The sequence below is a fragment of the Devosia sp. genome (assembly GCF_024707125.1).
Classification (GTDB): Bacteria; Pseudomonadota; Alphaproteobacteria; order Rhizobiales; family Devosiaceae; genus Devosia.
Window position 1 is genome coordinate 194722 of sequence record NZ_JANQAH010000009.1, and the last position, 17181, is coordinate 211902.

Below are 17181 nucleotides of genomic sequence, written 5' to 3' on the forward strand. Positions count from 1 at the left end.
GGTAACCCGCTGGGTATAGACTCCCCCCATGACCGACAGCGCCTTTGCCACCGATGCCTTTGTCCAATCCCAGATTTCGCACTGGATGCGCGAGCTGGGATCGGTCAAACGCCTGGCGGAAAACACGCTCGAAGCCTATGGCCGCGATCTCGGCCAGTTCATGAGTTTCCTCGCCGGCCATATGGGCGGGCCGATAACGCTGCAATCGCTGAAAGACCTGCGCGCCGCCGATGTCAGGGCCTTCATGGCGCAGCGCCGCGCCGAAACTCTGGGCTCGCGCTCGCTGGCGCGGGTGCTTTCGGCGCTCAAAAGCTTTTTTGCCTTTTTGGAGCGCGAGGGCGTGCTGGCGACCGAAGCTTTTAATGCCATTCGCACACCCAAAATTCCACGCTCGCTGCCCAAGGCTCTCACAGTCGTGGAAGCGAAGAACACCATTGCCGCGGTCGATGCAATGGAAGCCGAGCCATGGGTCGCAGCGCGCGACATGGCGGTGATTTCGCTTTGCTATGGTGCAGGTCTGCGTATTTCCGAAGCGCTGGCGCTGACCAAGGGCGACCTCGAAAGCGATGTGCTACGGGTAACCGGCAAGGGCGGCAAAATCCGCATGGTGCCGCTGATTTCTCCGGTGCGGCAGTCGATTGAAGAGTACCTCAAACTCAGCCCCTTCAAGCTCTGGCCTGAGGACCCGCTCTTTCGCGGCGTGCGCGGCGGCGTTCTCTCCCCACGATTGATCCAGAAGCGCATGGAGCAATTGCGCTCTGCCCTCGGCCTGCCGCCTTCGGCGACACCGCATGCGCTGCGCCACTCCTTTGCCACGCACCTTCTGGGAAAAGGCGGCGACCTGCGCGCCATCCAGGAATTGCTGGGCCATGCGAGCCTCTCGACGACACAAATCTATACCGCGGTCGACACCGAGCGGCTGATGGAAAGCTATGCCAAGGCGCATCCGCGCGGCTAAAGCGCTGGGCTGGACGGATTTGCCATAGTCCGCCTTTCCAGCCGTACCCACCGGTACTATAGGAATAAAAATGTCTTCGCGCCCGCAGATTTCGCTTTCGCTGATTTCGCTTATCCGACCCATCAGGGCGCGGACCGAAGGCTGACATCCAGCATTTGGCAACCCGGCCCGCGTCTTGCGGTGTCCGGCAGGAGACCTCGAGGCGGGCCAGAAAAGAGCAACCTCCATGAGTGCCCCCGAGACTGCCTCTCCATCGACAGCCGAAACCCAGCCAAGAATCGACCTGCTCGGTTATGGCCTCGCCTTTGCCGGCGCGGCGCTGTTTTCGACCAAGGGCGTTTTCATAAAACTCGCCTTTGCTCAGGGCGTGTCGGTGGAAGCAACCCTTGCCCTGCGCATGATGATGGCGCTGCCGATCTATCTCGTCATTCTGGCAATGCTGCTGCTGCGCAACACAAAGCTGCGCGGAATGATGACAGCCGGAAAACTGCTCGGCGCCATGAGCGTGGGCGCGCTGGGCTACTATCTCTCGAGCTATCTCGATTTTGCGGGCCTCAATTTCGTCTCGGCGCAGTATGAGCGGCTGGTGCTCTTCACCTATCCCTTCTTCGTGCTGCTGTTCGGGGTCTGGTTCTTCGGCGACCGGATGAGCTGGAAGCTCGTGCCGGCCATGCTGGTGAGCTATTCGGGCCTGATGGTGATCTTTGCCTGGAATCTGAGCGTCGAGCCGGATGGGTTGGTGCTCGGCACGCTGCTCGTGCTCGGTTCGGCCCTGACCTTTGCCTTTTACCAGCACCTCGCCAAGCGGCAGATGCTGGTGCTCGGCACCATGCTTTTCACCTGCGTCGGCATGTCGACCGCTGCCGTGCTCGCCATCGGCCAGAGTCTTGTCGTCGACGGACCAGCTACCTATGCCGGCTTCACTCCCAACATCTGGGGCATCGGCCTGATGCTGGGCATCTTTGGCACGGTGCTGCCCTCCTTCCTGCTCAATGGCGGCATTGCGCGGATCGGGGCAAGGGCAACCTCGTCCACCGCGTCCTTCGGTCCCGTGGTCACCATTGTGCTGGCCGTAGCGGTGCTTGGTGAGGCTTTCACCTGGGTCCATGCCCTGGGCACGGGCCTGGTTCTGCTCGGCTCCTGGCTCTTTGCCCGCACGGATAGGCAAAGTCGCTCGCGCGCAGAATAAATCGACAGCATTTGCGCTTTGGACTGCCGCAAAGCCGCTGTAATCTCGCCGCAGAACGAGGGTGCAAAACCGGAGGGACAACCGATGCGCGCGATTAGTCACGTCATGGCGGGAAGCTTGCTTGGCCTCGCCTTGATGGCCGGCATGACCATGCCGAGCCTGGCCCAGAAACACTCTACCAATGCTGCGTCGACGATTGATTTCGGCGATGATTCCTCCGACTGGGCCAAGGACGGGGAGTGCGACGATCCCCGCTTTACCGGCGAGGGCTCTGCATCGGAACTGGTTGATAGCGACCTGATGAAGGACGCCACCGACTGTAAAGCGGCCTTCGAAGCCGGCACGGTCACCCTCAAGGATGGCGGCGCGACCACGGCTGTTGCCACGACCGAGATCGATTTTGGCGATGATTCCTCGGAATGGGCCAAGGATGGCGAATGCGACGACCCGCGCTTTGAGGGTACCGGCACCGCGGACGAACTGGTCGATGCCGACCGCCTGAAGGACGCAACCGACTGCCAGGCCGCCTTTGAGGCCGGCACGGTCACCCTCAAGGATGGTGGGCCGACCACCGCCGTCGCCACGACCGAGATCGACTTTGGCGATGATTCCTCGGAGTGGGCCAAGGATGGCGAATGCGACGACCCGCGCTTTGTCGGTGAAGGCGCAGCGACCGAACTGGTCGATGCCGATCTGATGAAAGACGCAACGGACTGCAAGGCCGCCTTCGACGCTGGCACTGTCACCCTCAAGGATGGCGACTCGACCGCGGTCGCGACCCTGGCCGATATCGACTTTGGCGACGATTCCTCGGAATGGGCCAAGGATGGCGAATGCGACGATCCGCGCTTTGAAGGCACCGGCACCGCTGACGAACTGGTCGATGCCGACCGCATGAAGGACGCGACCGACTGCCAGGCCGCCTTCGAGGCTGGCACGGTCACCCTCAAGGACGGCGGTTCCTCCACCGTTGCCGCTATCGACTATGGCAACGACTCCTCCGAATGGGCCAATGACGGCGAATGCGACGACCCACGTTTCACTGGCAAGGGCGTTGCCAGCACCACGCTCGCCGAAGACATCAAGAAGGACGCCACCGACTGCCGCGAGGCCGTCGAAGCGGGCCGCGCCACCTATAATGGCGAACAGCAGGCCGCTGCCTTCGATTTTGGTTCCGACTTTTCCAAGTGGGCCAATGATGGCGAATGTGACGACCTGCGCTTTGAAGGCGCTGGCGTTGACAAGAAACTGCTCTCGGAAGACGTGATGGGCGACGCCACCGACTGCCGGACTCTGCTCGAGGAAGGCGCGATCGCGATCCGCCTCGTCTACACGCCCGAATACGCGGCCGGCGCGCCCTATGACGGCTCGGACATCGACTTTGGCGACAATTCTTCGTCCTACGCCAATGACGATGAATGCGACGATCCGCGCTTTGAAGGTCCAGGCACGGCAACGACCCTGCTCGACAGCGATCGCCTGGCCGACGCCGACGACTGCAAGGCGGCTTATGAAGCCGGCACGATCGTGCTTATTGAGAGCTGAGGTTTTTCAGTTCGGAAATTTGAGCGGCGGGGCGAAAGCTCCGCCGCTTTTTGTTTGGAGCGAGGTGCAGGCAGCTCCGCTCCTTTTGGTCGTCACCACCGGGCTTGTCCCGGTGGTCCATGCGGAGGCGAGATGGATTGCCGGGACAAGCCCGGCAATGACGACGGAGGGAGAACGGTAGGGTGATGGACGCGCTCTCAGTGTCCACAAAACAAAAAAGCCCGCAGCATCGCCGCGGGCCTCAAATCCAAAAAACCTTAAAATCACGCAGCCTTGCGCTCGACCATCATCTTCTTGATCTGGGCGATCGCCTTGGCGGGGTTGAGACCCTTGGGGCAAACTTTGGCGCAGTTCATGATGGTGTGGCAGCGATAGAGCTTGAAGGGGTCTTCAAGATTGTCGAGGCGCTCGGAGGTGGTTTCGTCGCGGCTGTCGATCAGCCAGCGATAGGCCTGCAGCAATGCAGCGGGACCGAGATACTTTTCGCCATTCCACCAATAGGACGGGCACGAGGTCGAGCAGCAGGCGCAGAGGATGCACTCATAGAGCCCGTCGAGCTTGGCGCGGTTTTCGACTGACTGCGTCCATTCCTTTTGCGGCGTGGGCGAGGTGGTTTTGAGCCACGGCTCGATGGCGCGGTGCTGGGCGTAGAAATTGGTGAGGTCGGGCACGAGATCCTTCACCACCGGCATATGCGGCAGCGGGTAAATCTTCACCGGGCCCGAAGAGTCGTCCATGCCCTTGGTACAAGCCAGGGTGTTGAGCCCGTTGATGTTCATCGAGCACGAGCCGCAAATGCCTTCGCGGCAGGAGCGGCGCAGGGTCAGGGTCGGATCGACCTTGTTCTTGATATAGAGCAGCGCGTCGAGGATCATCGGGCCGCAATCGTTGAGATCAACGAAATAGGTATCGATGCGCGGGTTCTCGTTCTTGTCCGGATCGTAGCGGTAGATGTGGAACTCGCGGAGGCGCGTGGCGCCTTCGGGCTTCGCCCAGGTCTTGCCCTTTTGCGGCCGGTCGGCCTTGCCCAAAGTCAGTTCGGCCATTTTCTCAACTCTTCCTTCCGAAACGCCGCTCAACCCGGCACTTCAATTTCGTCTCGCTGCCCTTTTGGGGCGGCAGTGGGGTCGCAATCAGTAGTTGGGCTTGCAGACCTGGTTCGATTTGGCGACGTAGGTATTGTAGGCGTCATATTCCCCGGCAGCGGGCGAGCCGCCCTTCATCGAGGCAATGACGACGCCCATGAACCGTTCGTCGATCAGCGTCATGGCGGCATCGGCTTTGCAACCGCAGAGCGTCGCGTCCTGGGCGATGCCCATGCAGACCGAATAAAACTCTTCCTTCTGTGCCGCAGTCGGCGCCGCGGCAAAGGCGGGCAGCGCGCCGGCAACGAGAAGCGGCAGGGCCAGGATCAGCTTGTGCATGGTCACTCCATGGAGCGTGGGAAAATTCATCGCGCGTCCTTCCGGATCACGAGTTTGAGGCCGGACCAGATCTCGTCCACCGCGCAGACTTTTACGTCGACGAGTCCAAGCGGCAGCACGATCTGGCGAATGGTGTCCTCGGTAATGTCCGTTTCGACCTTGCTGGCCTTTTTCGGCCAGCTCACCCAGATCATGCCATCGCGAGCGATCAGCCCCATCAACGGCTGCGCCAGCTTCTCGAGCACGGCGCGGCTGGCGGTGAAGAGATGGATGAAGTTGTAGCCCTGCTGCGCGTCGCCGAGCTGCTCAATCGTGATGCGCGAGGATTCGGCAAAGGCGCGCGAGGTCGGGAGATCGGCGAGGGAAGCGGGCAGGTCGATGAAGAGGGCACGGAACCCGTCCTTCAAACCCAGTTTTTGCGCCAATGGCGTGCCTGAATATCCTGCCAGACCACTCATGTTCAAACCCCGCCCCGGCTGAGTTTGACCGTGGTCGGCCCGAACATGGTGTTGACCGTGCCCAGATACGCCCCGGCATTGTCGGCAACCAACTGGCCGCGCAACTGCCCCGAAGCGTCGGTGAGGACGACGCCGTTGCCAGCGACCATCCAGCCGGCGAGGGCGGAAAATTCGTTTGAACAGAAACCGGTCTGATTGGCCTGCAGCGCTCCCGAAGCACCGGCCAGCGGCGTGACGCTGAAGGACAGGGTGCAATTGCGCGAATAGCTGTCCGACAGCGTCCAGTTGCCGATCATGGCATTGGTCATGGCCGGCGAGGCGGGGGCCGTACCGACGGAAAAACTGCCGCCGGTGACAACGCGCTGGCCCGTCACCGGATCGATCTGGCTATTGGTGGTCGCCATGCCATTGCTGCCAAACGCGGTCTGCTGCGTCTGGCCGAAATTTCCGGGAGCCGGTGGCGCATTGGACGCCATGGAAAAGGAGCCGGTGGAACAACCAGCCAGCGTCAGAAGCGCACCGAAAGCGAGAAGCGTGCGGATCATTTCGCCGCCCCGCCCGCTGGTGGCCTATCCGGCGTGCGCCCGGACGCTTCGCCCTGGGCAGCAGGCTTGGCCTTGCCTCCGGGCGCCTGATGCGGCGCCGAATGGCGAAACCCGTCATAACTGCGCTCTTCGCAGAGGTGGCACATGACTAGCGCGCTACTTTCTTTGCGGCAGGGGCGGCCTGAGGCGCGCCCTTGTGATTGAGCAATGCATGGTTTTGATTCGGCGGGGCCGGTTTTGCCGGCTCCGCCTTGCCGTGGCGCAGCACAAAGGCATGAGCGAGCGCGTCGATATCGTCGTCGTCGTCAAAACCCTGGCACTGCTGGCACATGCTTTATGTCCTCAGTAAACGCGCGCCTTGGGCGCGATCTTCTTGAGGTCGATGCCGCCCTGGTCGTAGGGGGTCAGCGGATCGACGATCACCGGACGATAGGAGAGCTCCACCTTGCCGGTCTCGATATCAACGAGGGCCAGCGTGTGCTTGCGCCATTCGACGTCGTCACGGCTCGGGAAATCCTCATGGGCATGGGCACCGCGGCTTTCGTGGCGGGCTTCGGCCGAAACCACCGTCGCCATGGCGCAGGCCATGAGGTTTTCGAGTTCGAGCGTTTCGACGAGATCGGAATTCCAGATCAGTGAGCGATCCGTCACCTTCACATCGCCAAGACGCGAATAGATCTCGGTCATGGCGGTGACGCCATTTTTGAGCGAGGCATCGGTGCGGAACACGGCGGCATCGGCCTGCATGGTGCGCTGCATCTCGTCGCGCAGTTTTGCCGTCGGCTGGCTGCCATTGGCGTTGCGTAGGCGATCGAAGCGGGCAAGAATTTTCGCATCCGAAGCGGCATTAATGCCGGGGATCGGGGCGGCCTTGTCCATGACCTGACCGGCGCGGATGGCGGCGGCGCGGCCAAAGACCACGAGGTCGGTGAGCGAGTTCGAACCCAAGCGATTGGCGCCATGCACCGAGGCACAGGCGGCTTCGCCCACGGCCATCAGGCCCGGCACGATGCGGTTGGGATCTTCCGGCGTCGGGTTGAGGACTTCACCGTGATAGTTCGCGGGGATGCCCCCCATATTGTAGTGCACGGTCGGCAGCACCGGGATCGGCTCGCGGGTCAGATCTACGCCGGCGAAAATTTTTGCCGATTCGGTGATCCCGGGCAGGCGCTCATGCAGCACCTTTGGATCAAGATGATCGAGGTGCAGGTAGATGTGGTCCTTGTTGGGACCAACACCACGGCCTTCGCGGATTTCAAGCGTCATGCAGCGCGAGACAACGTCGCGCGAGGCGAGGTCTTTCGCGTTGGGCGCATAGCGCTCCATGAAACGCTCGCCCTCGGAATTGGTGAGATAGCCGCCCTCGCCGCGCGCGCCCTCGGTGATGAGAACGCCGGCGCCATAAATGCCGGTGGGGTGGAACTGCACGAATTCCATGTCCTGCAGCGGCAGGCCGGCACGGGCCACCATGCCATTGCCGTCGCCAGTGCAGGTATGGGCCGAGGTGGCGGAAAAATAGGAGCGGCCATAGCCGCCGGTCGCCAGCACCACCATCTTGGCGCGGAAACGGTGCAGCGTGCCGTCGTCGAGCTTCCAGGCGATGACGCCCTGGCACTCGCCGTTTTCGCCCATGATCAGGTCGAGCGCAAAATACTCGATGAAGAACTGCGCGTCGTTCTTGATCGACTGGCCATAAAGCGTGTGGAGGATGGCGTGGCCGGTACGGTCGGCGGCGGCGCAGGTGCGCTGCACCGGCGGGCCATCGCCGAATTCGGTCATGTGGCCGCCGAACGGCCGCTGATAAATCTTTCCATCTTGAGTACGGCTGAACGGCACGCCGTAGTGCTCAAGTTCGTAGATGGCAGCCGGGGCCTCACGCGCCAGATATTCCATGGCATCGTTGTCGCCCAGCCAATCCGACCCTTTCACGGTGTCGTACATGTGCCACTGCCAGCTATCGGGGCCCATGTTCTGCAGCGAAGCGGCAATGCCACCTTGGGCCGCTACTGTGTGCGAGCGCGTGGGAAAAACCTTGGTGATGCAGGCAGTATTAAAACCCTGCTCGGCCATGCCGAGCGTGGCGCGCAAACCCGCGCCGCCCGCGCCAACCACCACCACGTCGAATTCGTGGTCGATCAGTTCGTAATTGGCCATTTTGATCAACCCCAGAAGACGATTTTAAGCACGGCGCCGGCGCCGGCGAGGCCGACGATCAGGCAGAAGAGCGTGTTGAGCAGCATGGTCAGGCGATACATGGAGCCATGGAAGTAGTCTTCCAGCGTATCGCGCATGCCATTGCGCATGTGCACGGCAGCAATGGCGATCAGCGCAGCCAGCGGCACGCCGATCCAGAAATTGCCGATCACGGCAATCATGTCGGCGCGGTCTTGCCCGGCAAGGCGCACGACGATGAACAGCAGAAACCCAAGGAAGAGCACATTGATCAGGCCGGTGACGCGCTGGGTAATAAAGTGGCGCGTCGAGGCTTTCGCATCGCCGTAATGGGTCTTGGGATTGGCGATCACAGCGGGGGTGATGACGGTTTCACGCATGTTCAAGCCATCCACACAAAGACGGTCCAGATAAGAAGGGTGATGACCACCGAGGCGGCGAGCGTGGCCCAGGCCATCAATTCGCGCTGGCCGGGCTCCATCATCGCGGCAAAATCCCAGACCCAATGGCGCAGGCCACCGAGCATGTGATGCACGAGGCTCCAGGTGAAGCCGAAAAGCACGAGCTGGCCGAACCAGCTGCCATAGATGAGATTGACGAGATTAAGCGCTTCCTGATCGGCAGCAGCGGCAACCAGCCAGATCGCCAAGAGGGCCATGCCGGCATAGTTGGCAATGCCGGTAGCGCGATGGAAGATCGACATGGCCATGGTAATGGTCCAGCGATAGATCTGCAGGTGCGGAGATGTGGGGCGGGCTCTGACCGACATGGGACTTTCCGGGGCCTTGGGTGGACGCCGGGGGCAACGTCCAGTTTGGAATAGTTCGAGATTACTAGCGGCCAATTGTTACGAAATCAAAGACGTTTCCGGCACGCGCGCCGCATTGGTGGCGAATACCGCACTTTGTTCGTATATCGCACAGGATGTTCGCGGGACGCGCGGGGAGGGGGGTAAGGAGATCGGAATCTTGGTGAGGGCGCCAAGCGGTCGGCCAAGAGCGCCTGTGTCCGACTTAGCCCACCGCTCGTCATCCTCGGGCTTGACCCGAGGACACTTCACTTGGCGATGACACAGAAAGTGGAGAGCCCTCGGGTCAAGCCCGAGGGTGACGGCCGTTTTTGGCGATCGCGAGAGATAGGGCTCAGACTACGCCGGGAGATAGCGAGGTTGGGGGGGCGACTGATTGGTTGAGGAGTTGGCCCGCAGCAAAACCCCTATGGCGCCATAGGACCCTCTAGAAATCGCTGGTAAGCCCCTTGATCTCCCAATCGCCATAGCGACCGGGCTCCAGGCCACCGCGACCGCCCTTTTCCTTGGGCGCCATGGCGCTGGCGGCGTCGATCTCGTTGCGGCGCGCCTCAGCCTCGGCAAGGGCGCGCTTGGCGGCGGGAGTGAGAATTTTGGGTTCGGCTTCTACCGGAAGTTCTTCCGGCGTTGTGCTATCGGTCATGGTCGGGTTCGCATTACAATATGGTCATGCGCTTGCAGGGAACGCTTCGCCACACAACATAATTGTTCGAAGATACCAACCCAAGGGTTTTTGATGTTCAACGCCTTCCGCACCTTTGTTCTCATCGCGGCCATGACCGCCTTGTTCATGGTGGTCGGCTATTTCATCGGCGGCACCGGCGGCATGATGATTGCCCTGCTTTTTGCAGCCGGCACCAATCTCTTTGCCTACTGGAACTCGGACAAGGTCGTGCTGCGCATGCAGAACGCCGTTCCGGTGGAACGCTCCCGCGTGCCCGAGCTCTATGACATGGTCGACACGCTCTCCAAGCGCGCCGGCATCCCGACGCCGGCCGTCTATGTCATCCAGTCCGACCAGCCCAACGCTTTTGCAACGGGCCGTAATCCGCAAAACGCCGCCGTGGCCGTCTCGACCGGCCTTCTGCGCCAACTCGAAACGCGCGAAGTCGCCGGCGTCGTCGCCCACGAACTGGCCCATATCCGCTCGCGCGACACGCTGACCATGACGATCACGGCAACGCTGGCCGGTGCCGTTTCGGCCCTTGCCCAGTTCGGCCTCTTCTTTGGTGGCAGCAATAACAGGGACAATCCGCTCGGCGGCATCGGCGCGCTGCTGATGGTTTTCCTCGCCCCCGTCGCGGCCATGATGGTGCAGATGGCGGTCAGCCGCACTCGCGAATATGAAGCCGACAAGGACGGCGCCGAAATCTCCGGCGATCCTCTTGCCCTCGCCTCGGCGCTCAACAAGATCGCGACCCTGGCCGGTCGCCAGGTCAATGTCGCGGCCGAGCGCAACCCGGCCATGGCCCATATGTACATCATCAACCCGCTCTCGGGCGCCCGGATGGACAATCTCTTTTCCACCCACCCCGATACTGGCAACCGTATCGCCGCCTTGCAGAGGCTTGCAGGCGAGATGCGCGTGGACGATAAGGGCCGCAGACCCGCGCCCCGCCCGCAGACCGCTTCCAGCGGTCGCGATACCGGTGGCGGCTGGCGGGTGCCGAGCGCAGGCCGTGGCGAAGACGATAGCGGCGTGCGCGGTCCATGGGGATAGATGTGTCGTGCGGTTTCCCGTTCAGCGACGCAAAGAGAGTGCTGATTGAGCAAAAAACCTGATCCGGCTGGCCTTGGCCTGCGTCTCATTGCCGCCCAGAGGCTTCGCGCCGTTCTGGGCGGCGAGCATTTTGTGCCCCTGTCGGCGGCCGAATTGCCCGATGGCCGCGATCGCTCGCTCGCCAACCGCCTGATCAACACCGCCCTGCGCCGCCAGGGCCAGATCAACCTGATGATTGCAGAACTGCTCGAAAAGGGCATGCCGGCAAAGTCGGGGACCTTTGAAGCCGTGCTGCGCCTGTCGCTGGCCCAGCTGGTTTTCCTGCCCGATATCGGCGCTCATAGTGCCCTGTTCCTCGCCGTCGAAGCGACCAAGCGCGATGCCAAGGCGCGGCACCTTTCGGGCCTGATGAACGCCGTCTTGCGCCGTGCCCAGGCCAATTCGGCCCGCTATGGCCTGCTCGAAGACGATCTTCTGCTCCCCGAAACCTTCCGTCGGAAGTGGGAAGCCGCCTATGGCGCCGACGCGGTTGCCCGCTTTGTCGATGGCCTCGTCGATGGCGCCCCGCTCGATCTCACTCTCAAGGATGAGGACCCGGCGCTGGTCGAAGCGCTGGGCGGCGACAAGCTCATTGCTGACTCCATCCGCGTCGAAACCCGCGATCGCCCCGTCGACGCCCTGCCCTTTTATGACGAGGGCCGCTGGTGGGTACAGGACGTGTCCTCCGCCCTGCCCGCCCGTCTTCTCGCCGCCAAGGCTGGTGGCACCGTGCTCGACCTATGCGCCGCGCCCGGCGGCAAGACGGCTCAGCTGGCAAAGGCCGGCTATGTCGTGACCGCGCTCGATAGCGACGGCACAAGGCTTGAACGCCTCAAGACCAATATGCAGCGTCTGGGCTACGAGCCCACCGTGATCGAAGCCGACGCAACGAGTTACATCGCAGCCGAACCATTTGACGGCATTTTGCTGGACGCGCCCTGTTCGGCCACCGGCACCTTCCGTCGTCACCCCGAAGTTCTCTGGCACCGCAATGCCGCAGATATCGAGGGCCGGGTAAAACTGCAGCAAGGCATCTTTGCCCGCGCCGTGAAGAACCTCGCGCCCGGCGGGAGCCTTGTCTATTGCGTCTGTTCGCTCGAGCCCGAAGAGGGCGAGGCCATCGTGGATTGGGCCCTGAAAGCCTTCCACAACCTCGAACTCCACCCCATTGCCCCGAGCGAACTTCCCGGCCTCGAAGACGCCGTCACGCCGGCCGGTTTGGTCCGCACCCTGCCCTCAATGGCGCCCAATGGCGTCGAAGGCGGCATGGATGGTTTCTTTGTGGCGCGTTTCCGGCGCAAGCCCTAGCTTGTCGCCGGCGCAACCGTTAGGTTGTCGCCAGCGGGCGAGCTAAGTCTGTGAGGGGCGAAGTTTTCCAGCGCGAAATCTATCCCCGGCTGGGCAAATCACGGCAAATTCACTAGACGCTTCAACATCGAGCGGCCGATGCCGCGTCTTGGAAGGTTCAATCTCGGTGGATTTTGAGGGCAGCGACCGACCTGCCCGCGTAGGTTTTTCGCGCGGAGGCAGAAGTTGAGCGGGCGGTTCGGTGCGACCTCCCGGCGCTTCGGATTGCGCCTTGCCGATGCCATCGTGACCACGCGGCTTATCCGCTGGACCTGGCAGGGCCTAGCCGAGCAGGGTTATAAGGGCGAACTCCCCGAATTCCGGCCCACCGACCGAGACGCAGTCCGCGAAATGATGTCGGGGCGCTACCTGCTGGCCTCCAAACTTATCGAAACCGGCGGCACCTCGCCCTTTTCCATCGATGTCGATTTCCCCGACTGGTGGAACAATCTGCAGAGCTTTTCCTGGCTCCGGCATTTCCGCGATGTGCGCGATCCCGGCGAAAAGCTCTTTGCCCGCACGCTGGTGCTCGACTGGATAGGACGCGAAGGAAAGTTCGATCCGGAAAGCTGGTCGCTGCCGCTGACCGGCCAGCGCGTGCTCAACTGGCTCCGCCACCTGCCGCTGCTTCTCGATGGCGCGACGCCTGATCAAGCAAAGACTCTGCAACGCAGCCTCGGTACGCAGGTGCAAAGTCTTCGCGTCCGCGGAAAGCTCGCGACCGATCCTGTCGACCGGCTCTTTGCCGCCATGGGCATTTTGGGCGCCGAACTCTGCGAGCCGGAAGACTCGGCCGATGTCGAAGCGCGCCTCATACAGCTCGACGCAGCCCTTGCCGAACAGCTTGATGAAGAGGGCCTCCACAAGAGCCGCAATCCGCGCATCCAGCTTAATCTCTTGGTCGAGCTTTCGAGCCTGCGGCAGGCCGCCAACCGCCACGGCAGCCCGACCTTCGCTTCGCTCTCCAATCGCATCGATCGCATGCACGAAGCGCTCGACGCCGTTACCCTGTCGAGCGGCGAACTTGCCTATTTCAACGGCTGCGGACAGGTGCCGCATGACGTGCTGGTCGCCGTTCAGGCCAATGGCCCAACCCCGGCGCGGCGTTCGCGGATTCTCGGTGGCTACGGCATTCTGCGCAGCGGCCGCGCCGTCGTCATCGCCGATTCAGGCCTGCGCCCGGAGCCGGGTTTCGATGCCGAAGCCCATGCCGGCGCCCTCGCCTTCGAATTTTCTCATGGCAGCGAGCTTATTCTCGGCTCCTGCGGCCCCGCCCCGTCGGACATGCCGGAAACGCGCGATCTCTTCCGCCAGGCCATCGCCCATTCCTCGCCCACCATCGAGGACGAAGACGCCTTCGTGCCCCCCAAGGGATTTCGTGCAAAGCCGCCCGCCGTGCCCGATATGGAACTGGTGCCAGCCGAGCACATGATGGCCGTCTCTTCCATCGGCTATGCCACCCGTTTTGGCGCCGAGATCGAGCGCCGGCTAACCCTGCTTGGTGATGGCACGACGCTGGTCGGGCAGGATCGGGTCATTGCCGAAGGCACGCCCGAGGGGCAGTTTTCCATCCGCTTCCACCTCGCCCCGGGCATTTCCGTTCATGCCCCGGTGGGAGAAGGCATGCGCCGGCTGACCCTGCCCAATGGCGAGGTCTGGAGCTTTCTTTGGGAAGGCGCGACCTTGCGCCAGGACGACAGCGTCCGCCAATCGGCCTATCTCGGTTTCAACCGCACCATCCAGCTCGTGCTCGAGGCCGATCTCGCCCCGGGCGTGGAAGTGGGCTGGATCCTGACGCGCGAACACGGTTGAGCTTGGACTCCGCGGCCCGTTCGTGCTAGCGGAGCCGCGAAATCTCCTCCAATGCGAGCAAAAACTCATGGGCAAGACGGTCACGGTCGGGCGGGCACTGCTTTCGGTATTCGACAAATCGGGAATGGCGGATTTTGCCCGCGGGCTTTCCGAAGCCGGTGTGGAGCTGGTTTCGACCGGCGGTACGCACAAGTTGATTTCCGAAACCGGCCTGCCGGTGCGCGAGATTTCCGACCTGACCGGCTTTCCCGAAATGATGGATGGCCGCGTCAAGACGCTGCATCCAAAAGTGCATGGCGGCCTGCTCTCGGTTCGTGACAATCCCGAGCACAAGGCGAGCATGGACGAACACGAGATCGGCCCCATCGATCTCGTTGCCGTTAATCTCTACCCGTTTGAAAAGACGGTCGCCTCCGGCGCCTCGTATGACGAGATAATCGAGAACATCGACATTGGCGGCCCCGCCATGGTGCGTTCGGCGGCCAAGAACCACGCCTATGTGACCGTGGTCGTCGACCCCGCCGACTATCCGGCAATTCTGGAAGCCATCCGCAATGGCGGCATTCCCTACGAACTGCGCCAGAAACTCGCCGCCAAGGCCTATGCCCGCACCGCCGCCTACGACAGCGCGATCTCAAGCTGGTTCGCTAGGGAGATCGACTTTGCCGATGTGAACTATCGCAGCTTTGCCGGCACGCTGCGCGAAGTCATGCGCTATGGCGAAAACCCGCATCAGTGGGCTGCCTTCTACGGCACGGGCGAAAACCGCCCGGGCGTTGCGACCGCATCGCAGGTTCAGGGCAAGACGCTCTCCTACAATAATATCAACGACACTGACGCGGCCTTCGAACTGGTTTCCGAGTTCGACCCCAAGGAAACCGCTGCTGTCGCCATCATCAAGCACGCCAATCCCTGCGGCGTTGCCACCGGATCGAACCTGACCGAGGCCTACAAGAAGGCCCTGCGCACCGATCCGGTTTCCGCCTTTGGCGGCATTGTCGCCACCAATCGCGAAATCGACGCCGAGACGGCCACCGAGATCGTGAAGGTCTTCACCGAAGTGATCGTTGCTCCTTCCGCTACGCAGGAAGCGCAGGACATCATTGCTGCCAAGAAGAACCTGCGTCTTCTCCTCACCGGCGGCCTCGCTGATCCAAAGGCCGAAGGCTTGCAGGTCAAATCCGTGGCCGGTGGTCTGCTGGTTCAGAGCCGCGACAATCGCAATGTTGATGATTGCGAACTGAAGGTCGTCACCAAGCGCGCCCCGACCGAAGCGGAACTGGCTGACCTGAAACTCGCCGCCAAGGTCGCCAAGCACGTCAAATCCAATGCCATCATCTATGTGAAGGACGGCGCCACCGCCGGCATTGGCGCCGGCCAGATGAGCCGCGTGGACTCCGCCCGCGTTGCGCATCGCAAGTCGATCGACGCCGCCGAAGCTGCCGGCATCGAAGGCGCGCTGACGGTCGGTTCGGTCGTCGCCTCCGACGCCTTCTTCCCCTTCGCCGATGGCCTTGAAGCCCTTGTCGCCGCCGGCGCCACGGCCGTCATCCAGCCCGGTGGCTCCATGCGTGACGACGAAGTCATCGCCGCCGCCGACGCTGCCGGCATCGCCATGGTTCTTACCGGCATGCGCCACTTCCGGCACTAGGCAAACACGGTGCCGTGAGGGCCTAAACGCCCTCACGGTAAGACCTTCTTGACGGGGTTCTGGCACTCTCTGCCCGCTCGGCATTTGGGCCGGCGCGAGGACCCTTCATGCGGCTGGCCGTTCCAACCGATCTTTCTGCCCTGCTCTCCACCGGCCTTCTGCGCTCGGTGGGCTCGCTCGGCATCAAGGTCGCGACAGCCGGCCTCACCTACATCACCTATGTCGTTCTCTCACGCACCCAGACCGAGAGCGAATATGGCCACTTTGCTTTTGGCCTCGCTTTGGCAACCGTGCTCGCCATTCTCGCCGGCATGGGCCAGTCGACGGCCGTGCTGCGCCTCTGGCCCCAATTGCGTGCCAAAGGCGAAAACAGCGACGCTGAAACGGTGGTCGCAGCCGGTTCGGCCATCACGATTGGCGCCAGCTTGATCCTTGCCGGGCTTCTTTGCGTTCTGGCCGTCGCCAGCATTCCCTTCCTGCCGCCGCGCGAAACCATCAATCATTTCATCGGCGCCGCCTTCCTTATCCTCCCCATGGCGCTGGCGGAGTACAATTCCTCGGTGCTGCGAGCGCAGGGATCGCTATGGACGGCCCTCTTACCGCGCGACATCGTCTGGCGCCTGGCCCTGCCTGCCGCGGTCATCGCGCTCTTTGCCGTCGGCATCGTTTTGAGCGGGCCCGATGCGCTGACGCTGTCGGCCGCTTTGCTAATCGGCGCGCTGGTGCTGCAGACAAGCGTGGCGCTCAAGCGCAACTACACCATCCTCCCGCGTATCGCTCCCGTGCGCACCCATTGGCAGCGCTGGGGCAGCCTCAGCAACTGGATGCTGCTTGGCGCCCTCATCGAGACCTTTACGCTCAATGCCGACGTCATTCTCGTCGGCCTCATGCTCGATCTCGAAAGCTCCGGCCTCTATTTCAACGCCTTCCGCACCGCCGGGCTGATGACGCTTTTCACCTTCGCCATCGAACTGGTGATCGCCCCCATGGTGGCCGAGCACTACCATTCCGGCGCCATGCGAAAAGCCCAGGCCATTACCGCGCTCTGCGCCTGGGCGGGCTTTGTCTTCTCGCTCGTGATCTTTGCGCTGTTTTTGTTCTTCGGCGAATTCATCCTTTCCCTCTTCGGCCCCTCCTATGCCGAGGGCACGCTAGTCCTCCTTCTCCTCGCCTTTGGCCTCCTTTTCGATGCCGTCACCGGCCCCTCGAAGATTGTCATGATGATGACCGGGCACGAGCGCGCCTATGTCGCCATCTTCGGCGCCATCATGGGCATCGGCTTTCTGGTGCAAATCGCCGTGATCCCGATCTGGGGCATTGTTGGCGCCGCTGCGGTCAATATGGGCGCCCGCATTCTAGCCCAGATCGCCATAGCCCTCTGGTGCCGCTACCGCATCGGCCTCGATACCAGTCTTCTGGGCGCCCTCGCCGTCAGCCGTTTACGCGACGCCTCGGCAAACTGATTTCGGCAAGAGCGTACCCAAGAGTACGGTTGTTCTTGACCCAAAAGCCC

At 62.4% G+C, this 17181-nt stretch carries 17 protein-coding genes; 8 read left to right on the top strand and 9 right to left on the bottom strand.

The window, feature by feature from the left end; genetic code table 11:
- Window positions 1-28 precede the first annotated feature (28 nt).
- The 3 genes from NVV77_RS10850 to NVV77_RS10860 all read left to right on the top strand — a co-directional run bounded on the left by NVV77_RS10850 (window position 29) and on the right by NVV77_RS10860 (window position 3692).
- Window positions 29-958, top strand: a complete 930-nt coding sequence (locus NVV77_RS10850; protein ID WP_295412919.1) for a tyrosine recombinase XerC — start codon at window positions 29-31, stop codon at window positions 956-958.
- Between the two features lie 226 nt (window positions 959-1184).
- A complete protein-coding gene (locus tag NVV77_RS10855; protein WP_295412921.1) occupies window positions 1185-2147 on the top strand; it encodes a DMT family transporter in 963 nt (320 codons plus the stop codon).
- Window positions 2148-2231: 84 nt separating this feature from the next.
- Window positions 2232-3692 carry a hypothetical protein gene (locus NVV77_RS10860; protein WP_295412923.1) on the top strand — a complete coding sequence of 487 codons (1461 nt, stop codon included), beginning with the start codon at window positions 2232-2234 and terminating at the stop codon, window positions 3690-3692.
- Between the two features lie 263 nt (window positions 3693-3955).
- Here the strand turns inward: NVV77_RS10860 and NVV77_RS10865 are convergent, their stop codons facing one another.
- From NVV77_RS10865 to NVV77_RS10905, 9 genes are all read right to left on the bottom strand, one after another.
- A complete protein-coding gene (locus NVV77_RS10865; protein WP_295412924.1) occupies window positions 3956-4738 on the bottom strand; it encodes a succinate dehydrogenase iron-sulfur subunit in 783 nt (260 codons plus the stop codon).
- A gap of 87 nt (window positions 4739-4825) precedes the next feature.
- Window positions 4826-5146 (bottom strand): hypothetical protein, encoded by a 321-nt coding sequence (locus NVV77_RS10870; protein WP_295412925.1) that lies wholly within the window; start codon window positions 5144-5146, stop codon window positions 4826-4828.
- Window positions 5143-5574 (bottom strand): DUF3052 domain-containing protein, encoded by a 432-nt coding sequence (locus NVV77_RS10875; protein WP_295412927.1) that lies wholly within the window; start codon window positions 5572-5574, stop codon window positions 5143-5145. Before NVV77_RS10875 ends, NVV77_RS10870 begins: the two co-directional genes overlap by 4 nt.
- A gap of 2 nt (window positions 5575-5576) precedes the next feature.
- On the bottom strand, window positions 5577-6119 hold the full coding sequence (locus NVV77_RS10880) for an AprI/Inh family metalloprotease inhibitor (RefSeq protein WP_295412928.1): 543 nt from the start codon (window positions 6117-6119) through the stop codon (window positions 5577-5579).
- A gap of 148 nt (window positions 6120-6267) precedes the next feature.
- A complete protein-coding gene (locus tag NVV77_RS10885) occupies window positions 6268-6450 on the bottom strand; it encodes a hypothetical protein (RefSeq protein ID WP_295412931.1) in 183 nt (60 codons plus the stop codon).
- 11 nt (window positions 6451-6461) lie between these two features.
- A complete protein-coding gene (gene sdhA / locus NVV77_RS10890) occupies window positions 6462-8273 on the bottom strand; it encodes a succinate dehydrogenase flavoprotein subunit (RefSeq protein ID WP_295412934.1) in 1812 nt (603 codons plus the stop codon).
- A gap of 5 nt (window positions 8274-8278) precedes the next feature.
- Window positions 8279-8671, bottom strand: coding sequence for a succinate dehydrogenase, hydrophobic membrane anchor protein (gene sdhD, locus NVV77_RS10895; protein WP_295412936.1), 393 nt, complete (start codon window positions 8669-8671; stop codon window positions 8279-8281).
- A 2-nt stretch (window positions 8672-8673) separates the two neighbouring features.
- Window positions 8674-9060 (bottom strand): succinate dehydrogenase, cytochrome b556 subunit, encoded by a 387-nt coding sequence (gene sdhC, locus NVV77_RS10900; protein WP_295412939.1) that lies wholly within the window; start codon window positions 9058-9060, stop codon window positions 8674-8676.
- 466 nt (window positions 9061-9526) lie between these two features.
- On the bottom strand, window positions 9527-9742 hold the full coding sequence (locus NVV77_RS10905; RefSeq protein ID WP_295412942.1) for a DUF1674 domain-containing protein: 216 nt from the start codon (window positions 9740-9742) through the stop codon (window positions 9527-9529).
- Between the two features lie 93 nt (window positions 9743-9835).
- Here NVV77_RS10905 and htpX point away from each other — a divergent pair, with 93 nt between their 5' ends.
- The 5 genes from htpX to NVV77_RS10930 all read left to right on the top strand — a co-directional run bounded on the left by htpX (window position 9836) and on the right by NVV77_RS10930 (window position 17131).
- Window positions 9836-10819: a zinc metalloprotease HtpX gene (gene htpX, locus NVV77_RS10910; protein ID WP_295412945.1), complete on the top strand. Its 984-nt coding sequence runs from the start codon at window positions 9836-9838 to the stop codon at window positions 10817-10819.
- A gap of 45 nt (window positions 10820-10864) precedes the next feature.
- Window positions 10865-12166, top strand: a complete 1302-nt coding sequence (locus tag NVV77_RS10915) for an RsmB/NOP family class I SAM-dependent RNA methyltransferase (RefSeq protein ID WP_295412947.1) — start codon at window positions 10865-10867, stop codon at window positions 12164-12166.
- A 225-nt stretch (window positions 12167-12391) separates the two neighbouring features.
- The gene (locus NVV77_RS10920; RefSeq protein WP_295412948.1) at window positions 12392-14017 is read left to right on the top strand and encodes a heparinase II/III family protein; all 1626 of its coding nucleotides are present in this window, start codon (window positions 12392-12394) and stop codon (window positions 14015-14017) included.
- A gap of 67 nt (window positions 14018-14084) precedes the next feature.
- The gene (gene purH / locus NVV77_RS10925; protein ID WP_295412951.1) at window positions 14085-15668 is read left to right on the top strand and encodes a bifunctional phosphoribosylaminoimidazolecarboxamide formyltransferase/IMP cyclohydrolase; all 1584 of its coding nucleotides are present in this window, start codon (window positions 14085-14087) and stop codon (window positions 15666-15668) included.
- Window positions 15669-15775: 107 nt separating this feature from the next.
- Window positions 15776-17131: an oligosaccharide flippase family protein gene (locus NVV77_RS10930; RefSeq protein ID WP_295412954.1), complete on the top strand. Its 1356-nt coding sequence runs from the start codon at window positions 15776-15778 to the stop codon at window positions 17129-17131.
- Window positions 17132-17181 lie beyond the last annotated feature (50 nt).